Here is an 18,646-nt window from a genome sequence, read left to right as displayed (position 1 = left end):
CGCGTTCGCGGCGCCCGGTCCTGTGCCAGAGTTGACGGCGGACCAGGGAGGGGGAGTCCGTGGGGGACGCTGTGGGGGGGTCTGTCGGCGCGCGCGGCGATGGCGCGTGGCCGCACGCCCGGATGAACGGTCAGACGCACCACCCGCCCGGCCCGAGGCAGCCGCCCGGGCCGCACATCGGCGCGCCCGGCGCCGAACCGGCGGCACCGCGGGCCGCCGGAGGCCGGCACGCCAAACCCGGGCCCGCCATCGAACACCCGGCCCCCTACGGGCCGCACGGAACCAGCGGAACCAGCGGAACCAACGGAACCAACGGAACCAACGGGTCATCGGACGGCGCTGCCAACGGCCGCGCCCCGGCGCGCCACGGCGGCTTCGGCGCCCACGCCGCGGTCGCCACGCAGCCGCCCCGTGAGATCCCCGAAGGCCCGCCGCCGGAACTCCGCTTCAAACGCCGCACCGGCCTGCTGCGCGGCATCGGCGAACTGTGGAAGGCCCGCGAGCTCGTCCGCACCCTCGCCGAACGCGACCTGCGCGCCCGCTACAAGCAAGCCGTGCTCGGGTTCGCCTGGGCGGTGCTCACGCCGGTCATGCTCATGCTGGTCTTCACCGTCGTCTTCCAACGCGTCGGCAACGTCAACAAGATCGCCGAGTCGCACGGCGCGCCGTACCCGCTGTTCAGCTACGTCGGCCTGCTCGGCTGGACGTTCTTCATGGCAGCGGTCACCCAGGGCGCCAACGCGATCGTGTCCAACGGCCCGCTGCTCAACAAGGTGTACTGCCCGCGCGAGGTCTTCCCGCTCGCCACCATCATCGTCGCCCTGTTCGACATGATGATCGCGACGATCGTCCTCGTCCTGCTGTTCGCGGTCTACACCAAGGCACCCGCGCAGACCACGTACATCGCACCGCTGTTCCTCGTCATCCAGATCGAGGTCGCGATGGGGGCGGCCCTGCTGCTCTCCGCCTCGGTCGTCTACTTCCGCGACATCCGGCACATGCTGCCGCTGCTCATGCAGATGGGCATGTTCGCCACCCCGGTCGCCTACGGCCTCGACCAGATCACCAAGGACTGGCTCGTGCCCTACGTGGCCGCGAACCCGCTCGCCGCGGTCATCGACGGCTACCGGCGCACCATGCTCTACGGCCAGATGCCCGACTGGAAGCTCACCGGCGTCGCGGCCTTGTCCGCCACGCTGATGCTGCTCGTCGGCTACAAGATCTTCAAGAAGCTGGAAACGGGGATCGCGGATGTTGCCTGACGGGAGCATCGAAGCCACCCACCTGTGGAAGCGGTTCCGCGCCGACAGCCGCCGCATGCTGCTGCGCGACAACCTCGGCCGCATCGTCCGCAAGGTCACCCGCCGCGACCAGGCGGACTGGCGGTGGGCGCTGCGCGACATCAACGTGCACATCGAACCGGGCGAGGCCGTCGGCCTCATCGGCTCCAACGGGTCCGGCAAGTCGACGCTGCTCAAGATGCTCACCGGCGTCATGTACCCGTACGCCGGCAAGCTCGAGGTCCGCGGCCGCATCGGCGCGCTCATCGAAGTCCGCGCGGGCATCCACCCGGACCTGACCGGCCGGGAGAACGCCTACCTGTACGGCTCCCTCCTCGGCCTCAAACGCGCCGAAGTCGCCAAGCGCTTCGACGACATCGTGGACTTCGCCGAACTGGGCACCGCCATCGACCGGCAGGTCAAGTGGTACTCGTCCGGCATGCAGATGCGCCTCGGCTTCGCCGTCGCCGCGTTCCTCGAACCCGACGTCCTCCTCGTCGACGAAGTCCTCGCCGTCGGCGACGCGCTCTTCCAGCAGAAGTGCCTGGACCGCATGCGTGTCGTCCTCGAACAGGGCACCACCCTCGTGCTGGTCTCCCACGACCTCGCGTCCGTCGAGTCCATATGCACGCGCGGCATCTGGCTCGAACAAGGCGACATCCGCACCGACGGGCCCATCCGGACCGCTCTGCGCGGCTACCGCGACAGCGTCGAAGACGAGACCGCACTGCGCGTCAAGACCAACGAGCCCGTGCGCTTCTCCTACTGCGACATCCGCGGCCTCGACCATCCGCAGCCCACCACGAGCGCGCCGATGGTCGTCGACCTCGACTTCACCACCGAACGCACCGGACCCGCCGTCCTGCACATCGGCGTCACCGAAGGCACCGCAAGCCCGGTCTTCACCGCCCGCAAGGAGATCTACCTCGGCTGGGCGGGCAACCAGATCCGCTGCACCCTCGACCAACTCCCGCTGCCTCGCGGCCGCTACGCCCTGTGGGTCGGCGTCTACGACACCGACGGGCACCCGCTCATGAGCTGGGCGCCCGCCAAACAGTTCGACGTCACCGGTCCCGACCTGGAGACGCCGCCCCGCGCGGTCGTCATGGCGGCACCCGTGTACGTCGAACACCACTGGGAGACGTGAGCCCGTGCGCGTCCTGGTCATCCCGCACGACATGCAGCTCGGCGGCAGCTCCATCAACGCGCTCGACCTCGCCCGCGCGGTCCGCGAACGCGGCCACGACGTCCGGGTCCTGGCCCGCGGCGGCCCGCTCCGCGACCGCCTCGCGGCCACCGGCCTGCCGATCGTCGAGGCACCGGAGCAGATGAGCATGCGGCCGTCCCCGGCCGTCCTCCGCGCGGTCCGCGACACCGTCCGCCGGCACCGCATCGACGTCGTGCACGCCTACGAATACTGGCCGACCCTGGAGGCCTACCTCGGCGCCCGCGGCGCGGCCGTCGTCGGCTCGATCATGTCCATGGGCAGCCTGCCGCCCTACGTGCCGCCCGTCACCCTCACCCTGGGCTACGGCGACCTCCACGACGAAGTCACCGCACAACGCGGCACGGCGCGCTCGCACCTCCTCGAACCGCCCATCGACACCGACTGGGACGACCGCGCCACCGTCGACCTCGACGCCTTCCGCACCGCCCACGACCTCCCGGCCGGACCCCCGACCTTCGCGATCGTCTCCCGCCTCGCCCGCAGCATGAAGCAGGAGAGCATCGAGCGCTGCATCGACGCCGTCGCCGTCCTGGACCCCGAACTCCCGGGAATCCGGCTGCTGGTCGTCGGCGGCGGCAGCGCCGAAGAGGACATCCGGCGACGCGCCGACAAGGTCAACGCCGGCCTCGGCCGCCGCGCCGTGGTCCTCACCGGCCCCCTCGACGACCCGCGCGCCGCCTACGCCTGCGCCGACATCGTGTGCGGCATGGGCAGCTCGGTCCTGCGCGGCATGGCCCTCGGCACGGCCGCCGTCGTCGTCGGCGAACGCGGCTTCACCGAACCCGTCCGGCCGGACACCATCCCGGTGTTCGACCGCCTCGGCTTCTACGGAGTCGGCGAGGGACTCGACCCCGCGGCCGACCCGCTCCCGGGCATGCTCCTGGACCTCTTCCAGGACACCGACCGGCGCCGCGAACTCGACTCGTGGTCTGCCGAATTGGTGCGCGGCCGGATGTCCCTGAAGCGCCAGACCGACCGCCTCCTCAAGTGCTACGAAGCCGCCATCGCCGACCGGCGGCCCTTCGCGGAACGCGGCCGGGAACGGGCCAACGCGCTCGGACATCTGGTCGCCTACAAAGGCAGCGAACTCCGCCGCGCCCGGCGTCTCAAAGCCGCGCGGACCCGCACCCCGGGGGAGGGGACGGCCGGACATGGGTGACGGACTCGTCTTCCTGCACTCCGGCGCCTTCTCCGGCTCGGCTCCGCGCCTGCTCACCGCGCTGCGCGACCTGACCGAGGTCACCGCGCTCGACGTCATGCCGCTCGCCCGCGAACCCCGCCTCGCCGGAGCCCGGATCCGGGCCACCGCCGAAGCCCGCCGGGCCGGTTCGGGCGTGCCGTGGAGCAAGACCGCGGCATGGCCGACCGGCGTCCAACGCTACGTCGCCCGCCGCGCGCTGCTGACCCGCGACCGCCCGGTGCTGATCGTGCAGTCGCTGCCCGCGATCGTGCCCCCCGAAGGCGTTCGGTACGCGGTCTACACCGATCGCGTCGGTCTCGAAGGCACCACCGGCGCTGACGACGTCCCCGGCGGGACGGGGGCCTACCGCTCCCGCTACACCGGCGGCTGGCTCGACCGCGAGCGCCGCATGCTGGCAGGCGCCCACAAGGTGTTCGTCATGGGACCGAGTACCGCCGAGGTGCTGGCGGCGCGCTACGACCTGGACCCCGAACGGATCGCGGTGGTGGGGGCCGGCGTCAACGCGCCCGCCCCGCCCGCGGCGCCACCTGCCCGAACGCTCGACGGACCCCCGCGACTGCTCTTCGTCGGCACGCAGTGGGAACTCAAAGGCGGGCCGACGCTGTTGGCAGCCTTCGCGCGCCGGTACGCGGACGATCCGCGGTGGACGCTCACGCTGGCAGGCAGCGCCCCTTCCGGCCCGCTGCCACCGGGCGTGACCGCGGCAGGCCGCGTACCCCACGACCGGATGCCGGAACTCTACGACGCCGCCGACGTGTTGGTGATCCCCACGCACCGGGAGGCGTACGGCATTGCCCTGGTCGAGGCCCTCACCCGCGGACTCCCGTGCGTGGGCACCACGGTCGGCAACCAGCACGCGATCGTGGCGGACGCGGGGGTCTTGGTGCCGCCAGGCGACACCGACGCCCTGTACGCCGCCCTCGGCACCGTCCGCGCGGACTACGCCGCCCTGCGTGAACGCGCGGCCAAACGCGGCGACATGCTCCGACCGACGATGACGTGGCCACATGTGGCGCGCACGATTTGGGAGGCACTGCGATGACGTCGGTGGCCGCGGTGTTCGTGACCTACAACCGGTCGGCAATGCTGCGCGAGTCCCTGCTGGCCATGGACGCATCGACGCGAGCGCCCGACGAGGTGATCGTCGTCGACAACGCGTCCGCGGACGACACCGCGCGGATGCTGGCGGAGGAGTTCCCCAAGGCCGTCCACGTGCGGCTGGCCGAGAACACCGGCCCGGCGGGCGGGTTCGGCGAGGGGCTGCGGGTCGCCGTCGAACGCGGCCACGACTGGGCATGGCTGTTCAACGACGACGACCACCCGGAACCCGGCGCGCTCGCCCGCATGCTCGACGCGATGCCCGCGCTGCCGGAACGCACGGCCATGTTCGCGTCGTGGCTCATCGACGACCGTGGCGAGGTCGCCAAGCTCGGCGTCGCCTGGAAGAACCGGATCCTCGACCACGTGGCGCCGCCGCCGGACGGCGGATCGTACGACGTCGACCTGCTGATCTTCGCCGGAGCGCTGGTGAACGCCGCGGCCGTGCGCGAACTCGGGCTGCCCAAGGCGGAGTACTTCATGATGTGGGAGGAGATGGAGTACTGCATCCGCGCCCGCCGCGCGGGCTGGTCGATCCGGATCCTCCCCGAGCCCCTGGTCCGCACGCTGCACGCGGGCGCCGCGACGTCCCCGCCGTGGCGGCTGTACTACCAGAGCCGCAACCACCTCGCGATGGCGCTCGAACACCGCTCGGCCCCGGAGATCTGGCACTGGGCGGTCCGCCAGGCGAAGTTCACCGCCGTCACCCTGGCCCGCCAGGACCGCAAGACCGCCCGCACGGGCGCGCGGGCCAGGGGAGCATGGCACGCGCTGCGGGGAAGAATGGGCCGGACGGTGCTGCCGGGCTGACCCAGGGGAGGTCGGCGGCGGCCGACAATCGCTCGCGGGCTGCGCTTCCGGGCGGCGCTTCCGGGCCGCGCTTCCGCGCTGCCACGGCGAAGACGACTGGTCGGACCCGGTCGCGCGAGGAGACCGCGGAAGGCGCCGAGGCCGTCGAGGCCGCCCGTCGAGCTGACGCGCGACGCCGAGCCGCCGTCGATCCGCACCGCGAGCCGCGCCTCGGCGCCGGGCACCCCCCTGCGCCCCGCGTCTGCGCCTGCGCCTCGCCCCTCGGAACCCGCACGCGGACGCCCTGAGTCCGAGCCCCACCCCTGCACGCCCCCCGGTCGGGTCGCACCCCCACCCCGCCCTGCGATCGTCTCCGTTGTTTGTTCTGCCCCGCCCGCCTATGTTGCGCCTGACTTGGCGTCAGGCGAGTGGAGGGTGGGCGGCATGGGTGGCGTTGCCGAGACTGACGGCGTTGCGGTGATCGGGCTTGGGGCGATCGGGTCCGGGGTTGCAGGGGCGTTGGTGGCCGCGGGGCACGAGACGGCGGTGTACGACGTCAGCTCGCAGGCCGTGCGGGCCTTCGCCGACCGCGCCAAGGCCGCCGGGTCGGTCGAGGAAGCCGCCGCCGGAGCCCGTGTCCTCGTGCTGGCCGTCGTGGACGACGCTCAGGTGACGGCCGTGCTCGATGCGGCGCTGCCGGCCCTGCCCCGCGGCGCCGTCGTGCTCGTCCTCAGCACGATCTCCGTCGCCACGCTCACCGCCTGCGCCGAACGCGCCGACGCGGTCGGCGTGCACGTCGTGGACTGCGGCGTCACCGGCGGCCCCCAAGCCGCCGCCGACGGCCGCCTGGTCGCGATGCTCGGCGGCGACGCCGACGCCGTCGACACGGTCGTGCCCGTCGTCGAGGCGTTCGCCGGCACCGTCGTGCGGATGGGCGGCCGCGGCGCCGGAATGCGTGCCAAGCTCGTCCGCAACCAGATGCAATACGGGATCTGGGCCGTCGCCGCGGAAGCCGAGCGCCTCGCCGTGGCCGCGGGTGTCGACGTCGAGGCCCTGAAGACCGTCGTCCGGGCGGGCGACGTGCTCACCGGCGGACCCACCACCCTGATGGGCGTCGACCTGCCGCCGGAGACGCGGCGCGGCACGGCGGCCCTCGCGCACAAGGACCTGCGCGCGGCGCTGGACCTCGCCGAAGCCGTCGGCGCGGACGTGCCGCTGACGGCGGCGATCGAACCGACGTACGACAGCGTCCTGGCTCTGGAACCCGCGGGACCCGCGGAACCCGCGCCTGTCGCCGCCCCCGCGCCCGCCGCGGAAACCGTGCGCGAGCGCGGCCTGCGCCGCATGTCCGAGGTCTACAACCTGCCGATGGACCTGTCGGGCGCGACCAGCCCGTACGTCGACGTGACGATCGAGCACCTGTTCGGCGACATCTGGTCGCGCCCCGTGCTCGACACCCGCGAACGGCGCCTGCTCACCATCGGCGTTATCGCCGCCCTCGGCAAAGACGACCTCATGGAGCTGCAGCTCTCCAGCGCGCTCGCCCGCGGCGAACTGACGCCCGAGCAACTCCGGGAAAGCATCGTGCACTTGGCGCACTACGCGGGCTGGCCGCTGACCGCCAACCTCGGCGGCATCGTCGAACGGCTGATCCGCAAGCACGAAGCCGCGACGGATCAGGCCGCGGAGGACGCCTAGACACGCCCTACGGAATCCGCCAGTCGATCGTCCCCGCCCCCTGCTGCTGGAGCATCGCGTTGACCCGGCTGAAGGGGCGGGATCCGAAGAAGCCGCTGCTCGCCGACATCGGGCTCGGGTGTGCCGACTCCACCACCGGCACGCCCGCGCCGAGCATCGGGCGCAGGTTGCGGGCGTCGCGGCCCCACAGGATCGCCGCCATCGGCTTGCCGCGCGCGACCAGGGCCTTGATGGCCTGCTCGGTCACCGTCTCCCAGCCCTTGCCGCGGTGCGCGGCCGGCTTGCGCGGCGCGGTCGTGAGCGCCCTGTTGAGCAGCAGCACGCCCTGGCGGGTCCACGGGGTCAGGTCGCCGTTCGACGGCGCCGGAATCCCGAGGTCCTGCTGCATCTCCTGGTAGATGTTGATCAAACTGCCCGGCAGCGGCCGGACTTCCGGCGCCACCGAGAAGCTCAGCCCGACCGCGTGGCCCGGGGTCGGGTACGGGTCCTGGCCGACGATGAGGACGCGTACGTCGTCGAAGGGCTGCTGGAAGGCGCGCAGGATGTTCGGGCCGGCCGGCAGGTAGCTGCGCCCTGCCGCGATCTCGGCGCGAAGGAAGTCGCCCATCGCGGCAATATCGGCGGCCACCGGCTCCAACGCCTTTGCCCAGCCTGCCTCGACGGTCTCGTGAAGGGGTCGTGCGGACATGGCCCGCACCCTATCGGCCTATCCCGACATCACTGTCGGTGCCCGTGATTACGCTCCGGATATGACCGAAACGATCTCTTATCTGCGCGGTGATGCCACATCTCCGCAGGGCAAAGGCGTCAAGGTGATCGCGCACGTCTGCAACGACCAGGGCGGCTGGGGCAAGGGCTTTGTGGTGGCGCTGTCCCGCCGCTGGCCGGAACCCGAGGCCGCGTACCGGCGTTGGCACCGCGAGCGGGCGAAGAACGACTTCGCCCTGGGCGCGGTGCAGTTCGTGCAGGTCGACCGCTTCCTGTGGATCGCCAACATGATCGGTCAGCACGGCATCAAAACCGGCAGCAAAGGGGTTCCGGTCCGCTACGAAGCGATCGATACCGGGCTCGAAGCCCTTGCAGTGCGGGCACGTGAACTCGGTGCGTCCGTCCACATGCCGCGCATCGGTTGCGGGCTCGCGGGCGGCACGTGGGAACGCGTCGAGCCCCTGATCACCGCGCGGCTGACCGGCCGCGGCATCCCGGTGACCGTGTACGACTTCGACTGACGCCGCCCCCGTCCGCGGGCGCCCGGAACGGACCCCTTCGTTCGCCCGAGTTCGCCTGAACTCCGCTGCCGCGCCTGGCAGGATGGGCCCCGGCGCCGGGGAGGGGAGTCCCCGGCCGGTGTGGGGGAAGGCACCTATGCGCATCGTGATGATCGTCGGCTACCCCGGCGTCCCGTGGGAGACCGACTGGGTCAAGTCCGCCGGGCATGCCGCCGAGGTGATCCGGCTGTCGAACACCGGCGAACTGACGTGGCCGAAGGTCCCGGGCGCGGACTACCTCGGGCAGGATCCCGACGACCCGCGGCACTACCAGATCAAGACCTTCAGCTGGCGTCCGTCGCGGCTGCTCGGCCGCGTCTCGCATGTCCTGATGGCGCGCCGCTACCAGCAGGCGGTCCGCTACATCGCGGGCAAGTACGGGCCCGTCGACGTCGTCCACGCGCACTTCTACTGGGCGCACTACCTGGTCGCCATGAAGAAGGCCCTCGGCATGCCCTATGTGGTCACCGAGCACCACACCTCGTGGCAGGGCCACTGGACCGAGCCGCCGCCCAGCCCCCTCGGCATCAAGCGGGCGCGCGAACTGTACGCCGACGCGCACACCGTGATCGCCGTCTGCCGGTCCCTCGAGGACAAGATCCGGTCGTACGGCCTCGGCGGGAACTTCGAGGTCATCCACAACCCGGTCGACGCCTCCGGTTTCGCGCTGCCCGATGCCGGCGACCGGCCCCGCGAGGACCGCGACACCGTCGAGTTCGTGTCCGTCGCCCGGCTCGCGCCCGCCAAGGGCTTCGACGTCCTCCTCGACGCCTTCGCCGCCGCTTCCCGCGACGACCCGCGGCTGCGCCTGACCGTCGTCGGCGACGGCCGCGAACGCGCCAAGCTCGAAGAGCAGGCCGAGCGGCTCCGCATCGCCGACGTCGTCACCTTCGCCGGACGCCTGCCGCGCCCCGAGATCGCCCGCCTGCTCGGCACCTCCGACGCGTTCGTGCTGGCGTCGCGCGCGGAGAACCTCACGGTCGCCGTGCTGGAAGCGTGGTGTGCGGGGCTGCCGGTCGTCACCACCGATGTGGGCGGTCATGCGGAGGTGATGGAACCGCACCTGGGACACCTTGTCCCGTCCGAGGACACCGCGGCCCTCGCCGACGCCCTGCGCGCCGTGGCCGCCGCCCCCGAGGCCTACGACCGGCACCGGATCGCCGTCGAGGCCCGCAAGCGGTTCGCGCCGGAGACCGTGGGCGCGGAACTCGGCCGGATCTACCGCTCGGCCGCGGCCGCGGATCAGGCAAGATCGTAGGGTCGCCCCCGCCGGATGCCCGGCGGCGTCACGGCGGCGCAGGACACCGGCACGATCGGAAGGCGGCGGTCACACGTGGACGCCAAGGCATGGGACGAGCGTTACACGGGCACCGAACTGGTCTGGTCGGCCGAACCGAACCGGTTCGTCGCCGAAGAGACCGGCGGGCTCCCCGTCGGCCGCGCCCTCGACCTCGCCGCGGGCGAAGGCCGCAACGCGATCTGGCTCGCCAAGCGGGGCTGGGACGTCACGGCCGTCGACTTCTCCGCCGCGGCACTCGCCAAGGGCAAACTCCTCGCCGACGCGCAGAGCGCCGCGGTGGAGTGGGTGACCGCCGACCTGCTGACGTGGACGCCGGAGCCGGGCGCGTACGACTTGGTGCTGGTCGCCTACCTGCACCTTCCGGAAGCGGAGATGGCGAAGGTGCTCGCCGCCGCGGCGGCGTCGGTTGCCCCGGGCGGCACTTTCCTGTTGATCGGCCACGACGTCACCAACCTGACCGAAGGTGTCGGCGGCCCGCAGGAGCCGTCGATCCTGCACACGCCGGAGCGGGTCGCGGGGGCTCTCGGCGACCTGCGCGTCGACCGGGCCGAGCGGGTGCGCCGGCCGGTCGTGGTGGAGGGGGAGCAGCGGGAGGCCGTCGACACGCTGGTGCGGGCGGTGCGGGGCTGATCCGTCGGGGGCGGGGTTGTCCCGTCCCTCGGCCGGGTTCGTCCGGTCCCTTGCGCAGTGCGGTGGCCATGCCTCCGACCCGGGCGCCGGCACTCGGGTCGGAGGCTTTGTGCGGTCACCGCTGTGTGTTGTCGCTGCGCTGTGCCTCACCCCAGGGACAAGCCCCGCTCCGCCAGTGCTTCCTGCAGGGCGTCGAGTGCCCGTCGGCCCATGCCGTGCAAGGCCGCGAGTTCGCTGCGTGGTACTCCGGCGAGCTGGCCGAGTGCCGTGTACCCGGCGCCGTTCAGCGCGCGGCGCGCCGGGGCGGCCACGCCGCGGGGGAAGTCGTCTGCGCTTTCTCGTGGTCGCTCATCCACCCATGCTGGCAGCCGAGGGCGCCGTTTGCCCGCCACGACATGTCAACCCTTGGTTGACGCCCCCTGACTGTCAACCTATGGTTGACAGCATGACGAAGCCGACCGGACCCACCACGCCGCTGCGCCTCGACGACCTGATCGAGGCCATCAAGAAAGTCCACACGGACGTCCTCGACCAGCTCGCCGACGCGGTGATCGCCGCGGACCACCTCGGGGAGATCGCCGACCACCTCATCGGCCACTTCGTCGACCAGGCGCGGCGCTCCGGCGCGTCCTGGACCGACATCGGCCGCAGCATGGGCGTGACGCGGCAGGCGGCGCAGAAGCGCTTCGTGCCGAAGCCGTCCGACGTGCCGTTGACCATCAGCCCGGAGGACGGCTTCTCCCGGTTCACCGTGCGCGCCCGCAATGTCGTGATGGCTGCCCAGAACGCCGCCAAGGCGGCGGGCAACGACCGCATCCAGCCCGCGCACCTGATCCTCGGCCTGACCGGCGACGCGGAGAGCATCGCCGCGAAGGCGCTGATCGCGCAGGGAGTCACCCTCGACGCGGTCCGCGAGGCCGCGGCCGCGGCGTTGGCGCCGGGCGTCGAGGAGGTGCCCGAACTCGTTCCGTTCGACGCGGCTGCCAAGAAGGTCCTCGAACTCACCTTCCGCGAGGCTCTGCGCTTGGGCCACAACTACATCGGCACCGAGCACTTGCTGTTGTCCCTGCTGGAGTTCGAGGACGGCACCGGGGTGCTGTCCGGCCTGGGCGTGGACAAGGCACGCGCGGAGGAAACGACGCTGGCACTGCTGCCGAAGAGCTGACTTCGCCGACCGGCCGAGAACGGCGCGCCGACTCGGGCGCGCCGCACGGTCTACGCGTCCGAGCCGAACCCCGTACCCAGCGCCGGTCATTCAGGCCTTCGGGCATGTGCAGGTGGCTCTGGTCCAGGAGGCGGCGAGCAATGCCGCGTCCTCCGGGGTGCCGAGCATGGTGAGCGCGATGCAGTAGGCCTCGCAGGCGTAGTTGGAGTCCCCGGCGAGGAGTGTCTTGCCGACGCGTTCACGGAACTGCGTGCGGCGGTCCAGCCCGATCATCCACCCGGCGACGACGCGGGCGCGCCCGTTGTATCGGAGAAGGAACGCCAGTTCGGCGCCGGTGATCTGCCGGGCGTCTCGGCCGAGGTGGCGGAGGAACTCGGCGCGTTCTCCGACCGGTTGCCGAACGAAGGGGCCGCCGATCAGTTCCCGACAGCGGGGATCCGCGGCATCGCCGATCACATTCCAGGCTCGGGCTGTGCCGACGGCGAATTCATGGCCTCATCCTGGCCGCAAGCCCACGGCGGGTCCAGGCGGTTTCCTCTCCGCGAGTCCTGCCCGGACGTCCGGCCTCACCAACCCCCGCTCAGCCCTTCGCGCCCTCCAGCGCCGCGAGCGCCGCGTCCAGACGCGCCGTCGCCTCCGACGCCACCGACTCCAGTTCCGCCAGTCCCGTCATCGTGACCATCACGTTCGGGTCGAGGGCCTGGACCAGCGTCGTGGTGCCGTCGCGGCGGACGACCACGTTGCACGGCAGGAGCAGGCCGATGGTCCGGTCGGCTTCGAGGGCGCGGTGGGCCAGGGGCGGGTTGCAGGCGCCGAGGATCAGGTAGTCCTCCATTTCGGCGCCGAGCTTCGCCTTCAGGGTGGCGGTGACGTCGATCTCCGTCAGGACGCCGAAGCCCTGCGCGGCCAAGGCCTCGCGGACCGCCGCCACCGTGGTGGCGAAATCGCTGTCGAGGCGGATCGTGCGGTCGTACTTCACGGGCTGCATACGGCTCTCCTCAAGGTCGGCGGGGCGGCCGGCGGGTCCGGCGCTGCGGACATCCCCCACAATACCCCATGGGGTATTAGTCGTCTCATCATCCCACGTGGCGATACGGGTGGGGGTATCGGCTATGCTCGACAGGGTCAGTACCCCCGGGGGTATCCGAAGGAGAGTCCGTTGCCCCTCGCGAAGCACCGCACCCCGACCGCCGACCCGGCGCCGCCCACCCTCGGCCGCGAAGCCGCCTACGGCCTTCTCGGCCGCCTGGGCGCCTGGTCCGCCGCCCACCTCCGTCTCGTGGCCGTCCTCTGGCTCGCCCTGGTCGCCGGGCTCGGCGCGTTCGCGCCGCAGGTCACGTCCGCGCTTGCGGGCGCCGGCTGGCAGGCCAACGGGTCCGAGTCGGTCCACGTCCGCGAACTCGCGCAGCAGCACTTCGGCGGCAACGCCTCCTCCGCGCTCCAAGTCGTCGTCAGCAGCGACCGCCCCGTCGACGACCCCGCCGTCCGGCAGGTCCTCACCGACGCCACCGCGCGCCTGAAGGCCGACAGCCGCATTGCCGACGTCGTCCCGCCGCAGCCCGGCATGACGATCAGCCCCGACGGCCGCACCGCGATCCTGCTGGCCGGTGCCGGCGCCGACACCAACGACATGGTGCGCGCCGCCGACGACCTCAAGGGACCCCTCGCCGACCTGTCGCACGACGGCATCACCGTTGCCGCGACCGGCGCGTCCGTGCTGTGGAGCGACTTCAACACCGCCAACCACGACGCGATGATGAAGTCCGAAATGCTGTCCTGGCCGGTCACCCTCGCGATCCTCGTGCTGGCCTTCGGCTCGCTGGTCGCCGCCGGACTCCCGCTGCTCCTCACGATGGCCGGACTCGCCGCCTCCGCGGGCGCGTTGGTCCTGCTCAACCACCTCACGCCCACCTCGATCTGGGCGATGAACTTCGCCATGATGTTCGCGCTCGCGCTCGGCATCGACTACGCGCTGTTCCTCGTCGTCCGCTTCCGCGCTGCCCTTGCCAAACACGGCGACGCCCGCCGCGCCGTCGCGGAGACCATGGACACCGCGGGCAAGGCCGTCGCGCTGTCCGGCGCGACCGTGCTGGTCAGCCTGTCCGCCGTCACCCTCGTCCCGTCGCCCGCGTTCCGGTCGATGGCCGTCGGCATCATGCTCGCCGTCGTCTTCGTCCTCGCCGCGACGCTCACGCTGCTGCCCGCCGTCCTCGGCAAGCTCGGCCGCCGCGTCAACGCCGGATCGCTGCCGTGGACCCGCGGCAAGACCGCCGGCCCGTCGCCGCGCTTCACCGCGTGGGGCGAACGCCTGTGGGCGCACCCGCTGCGCTACGGCATCCCCGCCCTGGCGATCCTCGTCGCCCTCGCCGCCCCGGTCATCGGCCTGCGCACCTCGATGCCGTCGATCTCCGTCGTCCCCGAAGACTCCTCCGCCCGCGTCGGCTACACCGCCGTCCAGCAGGCCTTCGGCCCCGGCGCACCCGGCGCCCTGCAGATCATCACCCCGACCGCGCAGGCCGCGCCCACCGCCGCAGCCCTGGCCGGCGACCCCGGCATCGCCGGCGTCATGCCCGGCCAGAACGCCCCCGACGGCTCCGGCTACACCCTGCTCCAGGCCGTGCCGAAGGTCGACCCGTCCGACCCCGCACTCGAGGGCACCGTCGATCGCCTCCGCGACACGCTCCCCGACGAGGCCCTCGTCGGCGGCGCCGCCGTGGAGAACCTCGACCTCCAGTCCCTCCTCGACAGCAAGACCCCCCTGGTCATGGGCGTCATCCTCGCCCTCGGGTTCGTCCTGCTGATCGTCGCGCTGCAGGCCCCACTGGTCGCCCTGCTCGGCACCGTCACCAGCCTGCTCGCCACCGCGGCGGCGTTCGGCGCGGCCCGGCTGATCTTCCAGGACGGGCACGGCGCGGGACTGCTGGGCTTCACCCCGCAGGGCTTCCTCGACGGCTGGGCGCCGGTGTTCTTCTTCGCCATGATCTTCGCGATCGCGATGGACTACACCGTGTTCCTCCTCGCCGCCGCCAAGGAGCAGTACGAACTCACCGGAGACGCCCGCAAGGCCACCGTCGGCGCGCTCGCCCACTCCGGCCGCGTCATCTTCGCGGCGGCCGCCGTCATGGTCGCGGTGTTCTTCACCTTCGCCCTGTCCGGGCCGCTGCCGCCCAAGGAAATGGGCATCGTGCTCGGCCTCGCCGTGCTGCTCGACGCCGCCCTCGTCCGGCTCGTCCTGCTGCCCGTCCTGCTCCGCCTCACCGGCCGCGCCGCGTGGTGGAGCCCCGCCTGGCTGCGCCGCGTCCTGCCGGACGTGCGCTTCTCCCACGACTGACCCGTCGAACCCCGGGGGTGTGCGGCCTGCCAGGGCGCATACCCCCAGGGGTAAGATCGACGGTCAGAGTTCCGCAAGGAGGCAACCCGATGAAGGTCGACGACGACGCCGTCCAAGGTGTCCTGAACCGCCTGCGCCGCGCCCAGGGCCAGCTCGCGGGCGTCATCGCGATGATCGAAGCGGGCCGCGACTGCAAGGACGTCGTCACCCAACTCGCCGCCGTCTCCCGCGCCCTCGACCGGGCCGGCTTCAAGATCGTGGCCAGCGGCATGCGGCAGTGCATGGCGACCGCGGACAAGGACGCCCCGCCGATGACCGAAGCCGAGCTGGAGAAGCTGTTCCTGACCCTGGCCTGACCCGGACCCTGGCCCTGACCCGGACCCTGGCCTGACGCTGCCCCGGGCCGGGGCCGGGGCGAACGGAACCCGACCCGAGACGGCTCCGTCCCAGGTCAGACCGGCCGCACCCGGTTCCCGTGCCAGCGCACCCAGTCCCGGCCGCGGCGCAGCGTCACCAGCGACGTGACCGGGTCGAGCCGGCCGCACCGCGACGCACCCAGCGCCATGCGGGCGCGCAAGCCCGGATACTCCGGCAGCACCCGCAGGTCGGACAACTCGGCTGCCAGCTCCCGGAGTTCGTCCACCGTAAGGCCGTCCGCCGCCGCCTCCCCGGCGTCCAGCGCGCGGATGGCCTTGCGGAGCACCCCGCGCGCGAGCTTGCGGCGCATCGCGGTGCGGATCTCCCCGGCGTAGGGCAGGCCCTGGCCGTCGCCGTCGAGGAACGACTCGTAGCCGTCCCGAAGCTGGTACAGCCGGTCCCGCGCGTCGAAACGCGAGTGGTGCATGTTGCTGTCGTGCACCCGGTAATACGCCTGATCCGCGTCCGGCAGCCACCCCACTGCGCCGCGCCGGGCCAGCCGCAGCCACATCTCCAGGTCGCCGGAGTGCGGCAGCTTCGGGTTGTAGCCGCCCGCGTCGTGGTGCGCCGTCGTCCGCGCGACCACCTCCGGCGACAGGATCAGGTTCCGGCCCGCGCGGAACACCCCGCGGATCCACCGGTCGCCGTTCCACACCTTGCTGCGGCCGCCGCCGCGCGCCTCCGGGAGCGGCCCGCCGCTGGTGAAGCGCACCGGATTCCCGTACACGAACGTCACGTCCGGCCGGGCCTCCATCACCGCCGTCGCCCGGCCCAGCGCGCCCTGCGGCAGCAGGTCGTCGGCCGACAGCAGCACGCAGTAGTCGCCGTCCGCCCACTCCAGCAGGCCCTCGTTGTACGTCGCGATATGGCCTTTGTTGACCTTGTGCCGCTCGTACGTGACCCGCGGATCGCGCGCCAGATCCGCCCCCACATCGGGCGTCTCGTCCGTCGACGCGTCGTCGAGGACCAGCACCCGCACGTCGACGCCCTGCTGCTCCAGCAGCGACCCGACATTGTTCGGCAGATAGCGCGCGTAGTTGTACGACGGCACCACCACGCTCACGCTCGGCAGCCGTCCCCGCACCGCATCCGCGCCGGACTCTTCCACGGCGGTCATTTCGCGCTCACCCCTCCACCGAGCCGACGGCGCCGACCGGGCCGAGCCCGGCCGCACGCCGGGTCTGCAGCTCCTTGGCCCGCACCCGCCCGCCGAGCAGCAGCCCGGACAGGCCCCGGCCCGCCAGCCACGTCGTATCGTGCCGGTCGACGGCGCCGAACCGGTACTTGTACTCCTCCGCACCGCGCAGGAAATCGAACACGTCCGCGCCCTCGGCCCGCACCGCCGCGACGGTCTCGGCGACCAGGACGGTACCCAGGCTCAGCCGGGCGAACGCCGGGTCCCAACCGGTCTGGTAGTACGAGAAGGTGCCCTGCCAGAGGAACCCGTAGAGGATGCCCACCGGCCCGTCCGGCCCCTCCGCGACCATCGCGCAGGGCCCGCGCCCCGGTGCGCCGCGGCCGATGAGCGCCAGGTGGAACGGCTTGCGCGCGGCATCGAACGTCGTCGCGCGGCCGAGCGTCTCCTGCCGCCGCGCGTGCAGGCCGAGCAAGGCGTCGAACAGCTTCTCGTCCACCGCGCCGGGCGGCACGAACCGGAACCGGATGCCCTCCGCGGCCAACCGCCGGGCGTAGTACCGCAGATCCTTGCGGAACCGCGCCGAGCCGATGGCTTCCGGATCGGCAGGCATCGTCGGACACGCGGTGCGCTCCACGAGCCGCGCCCCGAGCGGGATGTACGCCGCGCCGGTCTCCGGATCGAGATTGGGCAGCCACAGCGTCGATCGCTGCGCGAGTGCGCCGAACCACGCCCGCACGTCGTCGGCGCGCTCGGGCGCGACCGCGAACCCGCAGTGGTCGGCGGCCCCGGCCCCGGCACCCAGCACGGTGAGGCAGCGCGCCCCGGACGGCAGCCGCGGATGCAGGGCCTGCCGGGTGGCGAGCAGCGGGACGACGGCGTCGAGCCGCCCGTCCGGGCCGTCCCACACGGCCACCCGCGCTCCGCGGTGCTGCGGATCGTCGCCGAATGCGGCGAGCCAGGCGAGCACCCAGTCCGGTGTGCCGAAGTACGCGACCCCGGTCGCGGCGGCGAGGTCGCGCCAGGCCGGGACGAGGGACTCCAACGCGCCGGGGTCGGCGAGCAGCCGCGGACGGGCGGACATCGCGGTCATCCCTTGCCTCGCAACCCGTGCACCGCGGGGTGCAGCCCGGACAGGATCGTCTCGAACCGGTCCGGCGGTGTCGACGTGGCGACCCGCAGCCGGGAGATCCGCATGCCGTGGTCGGGAACGCGCGGCGACAGCCGGTGATCGAACAGGAACGCGGACCGGTAGCCCAACTCGTCCAGCACCCGTTCGGCGCGGACGTCGAAGTTGCCGTTCGGGTACGCGAACGACTGCGGGGCTCGGTCCAGGATCGTGGCCAACGCGTCGTGTGCCGCGATGATTTCGGCGCGTACGTCGGCATCGGAGCAGCGGTCGAGCAGCGGGTGGGTGAGCGAGTGGCTCTCCACGCGGACGCCGCCCGCATCGAGTGCGCGGACTTCGGCGGTGGTCAACTGCGGTTGGCGGACGGGTTCGTGCCCGTCGCGGAGCCCGGCGATAGCGGCGCGGCGCTCGGTGTCGGGCACCTGCTTGAGATGCCGCAGCCACTGCGCGGCGGTCCGGCCGTCGCCGGCGCCGGCCGCGACGAGGCGTTCGACCTCGTGCCACCAGAACGGCGTGTCCGTGTCGAGCAGCGACGGGATCACGAACGCGACCGCGGGAATGCCGCGTTCCTGCAGCAGGGGCAGCCCGTGCTCGTAAACGCTGCGCTCGCCGTCGTCGAAGGTGATCAGCACCGCGCGCCCGGGCAGCGGCCGCCGCGTCGCGACGGCAAGCTCCACGTCGTCCAACGACACGGGCCGCGCGATCCGCAGCAGCCGGTCCAACTGCCCGGCAAAGCCTGCGGGATCGTCGACCCCGTGGTACCCGAGCACGGCCAACCGCCCTACTGCCCGGCTCCCGAACCACCACTGCGCGGGAGACCGGCGCATGACCAGATCCCCGCCGCCCCGCAGTCTTGCGCGCACGTCCGCTCGCACGATTCGCCCCTACCCGATCCCCACCCGGCCCCGCCACCCCGGCGGAGTCCTCCCCACCCGCACGGTAACAACGGACGAGAGACGCCGTCAGCCGGTTGCGAA

At 72.4% G+C, this 18,646-nt stretch carries 19 protein-coding genes; 12 read left to right on the top strand and 7 right to left on the bottom strand.

Annotation, left to right across the window (positions count from 1 at the left end; translation table 11 throughout):
* The first annotated feature begins 122 nt into the window (after positions 1-122).
* The 6 genes from ACPA54_RS35830 (at position 123) to ACPA54_RS35805 (ending at position 7,294) form a co-directional block, all read left to right on the top strand.
* Positions 123-1,262, top strand: coding sequence for an ABC transporter permease (locus ACPA54_RS35830; protein ID WP_423536261.1), 1,140 nt, complete (start codon positions 123-125; stop codon positions 1,260-1,262).
* Positions 1,252-2,427 carry an ABC transporter ATP-binding protein gene (locus ACPA54_RS35825; RefSeq protein ID WP_423536260.1) on the top strand — a complete coding sequence of 392 codons (1,176 nt, stop codon included), beginning with the start codon at positions 1,252-1,254 and terminating at the stop codon, positions 2,425-2,427. Before ACPA54_RS35830 ends, ACPA54_RS35825 begins: the two co-directional genes overlap by 11 nt.
* Positions 2,428-2,431: 4 nt before the next feature.
* On the top strand, positions 2,432-3,667 hold the full coding sequence (locus ACPA54_RS35820) for a glycosyltransferase (protein WP_423536258.1): 1,236 nt from the start codon (positions 2,432-2,434) through the stop codon (positions 3,665-3,667).
* Positions 3,660-4,751: a glycosyltransferase family 4 protein gene (locus ACPA54_RS35815; RefSeq protein WP_423536256.1), complete on the top strand. Its 1,092-nt coding sequence runs from the start codon at positions 3,660-3,662 to the stop codon at positions 4,749-4,751. The genes ACPA54_RS35820 and ACPA54_RS35815 overlap by 8 nt, the downstream gene beginning before the upstream one ends.
* Entirely contained in the window at positions 4,748-5,617 is an 870-nt protein-coding gene (locus ACPA54_RS35810; protein WP_423536254.1) for a glycosyltransferase, read from the top strand. Before ACPA54_RS35815 ends, ACPA54_RS35810 begins: the two co-directional genes overlap by 4 nt.
* 393 nt (positions 5,618-6,010) lie before the next feature.
* Entirely contained in the window at positions 6,011-7,294 is a 1,284-nt protein-coding gene (locus ACPA54_RS35805) for an NAD(P)-binding domain-containing protein (protein ID WP_423536252.1), read from the top strand.
* 7 nt (positions 7,295-7,301) lie between these two features.
* Here the strand turns inward: ACPA54_RS35805 and ACPA54_RS35800 are convergent, their stop codons facing one another.
* The gene (locus ACPA54_RS35800; RefSeq protein WP_423536250.1) at positions 7,302-7,982 is read right to left on the bottom strand and encodes a uracil-DNA glycosylase; all 681 of its coding nucleotides are present in this window, start codon (positions 7,980-7,982) and stop codon (positions 7,302-7,304) included.
* A 61-nt stretch (positions 7,983-8,043) separates the two neighbouring features.
* Here ACPA54_RS35800 and ACPA54_RS35795 point away from each other — a divergent pair, with 61 nt between their 5' ends.
* From ACPA54_RS35795 to ACPA54_RS35785, 3 genes are all read left to right on the top strand, one after another.
* On the top strand, positions 8,044-8,523 hold the full coding sequence (locus ACPA54_RS35795; protein ID WP_423536333.1) for a macro domain-containing protein: 480 nt from the start codon (positions 8,044-8,046) through the stop codon (positions 8,521-8,523).
* Positions 8,524-8,659: 136 nt separating this feature from the next.
* On the top strand, positions 8,660-9,820 hold the full coding sequence (locus ACPA54_RS35790; RefSeq protein ID WP_423536248.1) for a glycosyltransferase: 1,161 nt from the start codon (positions 8,660-8,662) through the stop codon (positions 9,818-9,820).
* Between the two features lie 75 nt (positions 9,821-9,895).
* Positions 9,896-10,492 carry a class I SAM-dependent methyltransferase gene (locus tag ACPA54_RS35785; RefSeq protein ID WP_423536246.1) on the top strand — a complete coding sequence of 199 codons (597 nt, stop codon included), beginning with the start codon at positions 9,896-9,898 and terminating at the stop codon, positions 10,490-10,492.
* 146 nt (positions 10,493-10,638) lie between these two features.
* On the opposite strand, the gene ACPA54_RS35780 is transcribed toward ACPA54_RS35785, so the two are convergent.
* Positions 10,639-10,803, bottom strand: coding sequence for a helix-hairpin-helix domain-containing protein (locus ACPA54_RS35780; protein WP_423536245.1), 165 nt, complete (start codon positions 10,801-10,803; stop codon positions 10,639-10,641).
* A 134-nt stretch (positions 10,804-10,937) separates the two neighbouring features.
* Here ACPA54_RS35780 and ACPA54_RS35775 point away from each other — a divergent pair, with 134 nt between their 5' ends.
* Positions 10,938-11,657 (top strand): Clp protease N-terminal domain-containing protein, encoded by a 720-nt coding sequence (locus tag ACPA54_RS35775; protein WP_423536243.1) that lies wholly within the window; start codon positions 10,938-10,940, stop codon positions 11,655-11,657.
* 90 nt (positions 11,658-11,747) lie between these two features.
* On the opposite strand, the gene ACPA54_RS35770 is transcribed toward ACPA54_RS35775, so the two are convergent.
* Positions 11,748-12,113, bottom strand: a complete 366-nt coding sequence (locus ACPA54_RS35770; RefSeq protein WP_423536241.1) for a DUF6000 family protein — start codon at positions 12,111-12,113, stop codon at positions 11,748-11,750.
* 124 nt (positions 12,114-12,237) lie between these two features.
* Positions 12,238-12,636, bottom strand: a complete 399-nt coding sequence (locus tag ACPA54_RS35765; protein WP_423536331.1) for a DUF302 domain-containing protein — start codon at positions 12,634-12,636, stop codon at positions 12,238-12,240.
* 180 nt (positions 12,637-12,816) lie between these two features.
* Here ACPA54_RS35765 and ACPA54_RS35760 point away from each other — a divergent pair, with 180 nt between their 5' ends.
* Both ACPA54_RS35760 and ACPA54_RS35755 read left to right on the top strand, forming a co-directional pair.
* A complete protein-coding gene (locus tag ACPA54_RS35760; protein WP_423536239.1) occupies positions 12,817-14,988 on the top strand; it encodes an MMPL family transporter in 2,172 nt (723 codons plus the stop codon).
* Positions 14,989-15,077: 89 nt separating this feature from the next.
* Entirely contained in the window at positions 15,078-15,344 is a 267-nt protein-coding gene (locus ACPA54_RS35755; RefSeq protein ID WP_345674959.1) for a metal-sensitive transcriptional regulator, read from the top strand.
* Between the two features lie 95 nt (positions 15,345-15,439).
* On the opposite strand, the gene ACPA54_RS35750 is transcribed toward ACPA54_RS35755, so the two are convergent.
* From ACPA54_RS35750 to ACPA54_RS35740, 3 genes are read right to left on the bottom strand one after another with little or no spacing between them, the layout of a single operon-like run.
* Positions 15,440-16,522 carry a glycosyltransferase family 2 protein gene (locus ACPA54_RS35750; protein ID WP_423536236.1) on the bottom strand — a complete coding sequence of 361 codons (1,083 nt, stop codon included), beginning with the start codon at positions 16,520-16,522 and terminating at the stop codon, positions 15,440-15,442.
* 7 nt (positions 16,523-16,529) lie between these two features.
* A complete protein-coding gene (locus tag ACPA54_RS35745; protein ID WP_423536235.1) occupies positions 16,530-17,624 on the bottom strand; it encodes a GNAT family N-acetyltransferase in 1,095 nt (364 codons plus the stop codon).
* A gap of 5 nt (positions 17,625-17,629) precedes the next feature.
* Entirely contained in the window at positions 17,630-18,496 is an 867-nt protein-coding gene (locus ACPA54_RS35740; RefSeq protein ID WP_423536233.1) for a polysaccharide deacetylase family protein, read from the bottom strand.
* Positions 18,497-18,646: the final 150 nt, after the last annotated feature.

The organism is Uniformispora flossi (assembly GCF_049534875.1).
In the GTDB taxonomy this organism is placed as follows: domain Bacteria; phylum Actinomycetota; class Actinomycetes; order Streptomycetales; family Streptomycetaceae; genus Yinghuangia; species Yinghuangia aomiensis.
This window is presented reverse-complemented; position numbering and strand designations above follow the sequence as displayed.

Bases quoted from the DNA above. Each gene is read 5' to 3' on its own strand.
- ACPA54_RS35830 (WP_423536261.1), top strand. From the start codon at position 123: ATGAACGGTCAGACGCACCACCCGCCCGGCCCGAGGCAGCCGCCCGGG.
- ACPA54_RS35815 (WP_423536256.1), top strand. From the start codon at position 3,660: ATGGGTGACGGACTCGTCTTCCTGCACTCCGGCGCCTTCTCCGGCTCG.
- ACPA54_RS35795 (WP_423536333.1), top strand. From the start codon at position 8,044: ATGACCGAAACGATCTCTTATCTGCGCGGTGATGCCACATCTCCGCAG.
- ACPA54_RS35740 (WP_423536233.1), bottom strand. From the start codon at position 18,496: ATGCGCCGGTCTCCCGCGCAGTGGTGGTTCGGGAGCCGGGCAGTAGGG.
- ACPA54_RS35750 (WP_423536236.1), bottom strand. From the start codon at position 16,522: ATGACCGCCGTGGAAGAGTCCGGCGCGGATGCGGTGCGGGGACGGCTG.
- ACPA54_RS35825 (WP_423536260.1), top strand. From the start codon at position 1,252: ATGTTGCCTGACGGGAGCATCGAAGCCACCCACCTGTGGAAGCGGTTC.
- ACPA54_RS35755 (WP_345674959.1), top strand. From the start codon at position 15,078: ATGAAGGTCGACGACGACGCCGTCCAAGGTGTCCTGAACCGCCTGCGC.
- ACPA54_RS35775 (WP_423536243.1), top strand. From the start codon at position 10,938: ATGACGAAGCCGACCGGACCCACCACGCCGCTGCGCCTCGACGACCTG.
- ACPA54_RS35745 (WP_423536235.1), bottom strand. From the start codon at position 17,624: ATGTCCGCCCGTCCGCGGCTGCTCGCCGACCCCGGCGCGTTGGAGTCC.
- ACPA54_RS35790 (WP_423536248.1), top strand. From the start codon at position 8,660: ATGCGCATCGTGATGATCGTCGGCTACCCCGGCGTCCCGTGGGAGACC.
- ACPA54_RS35810 (WP_423536254.1), top strand. From the start codon at position 4,748: ATGACGTCGGTGGCCGCGGTGTTCGTGACCTACAACCGGTCGGCAATG.
- ACPA54_RS35800 (WP_423536250.1), bottom strand. From the start codon at position 7,982: ATGTCCGCACGACCCCTTCACGAGACCGTCGAGGCAGGCTGGGCAAAG.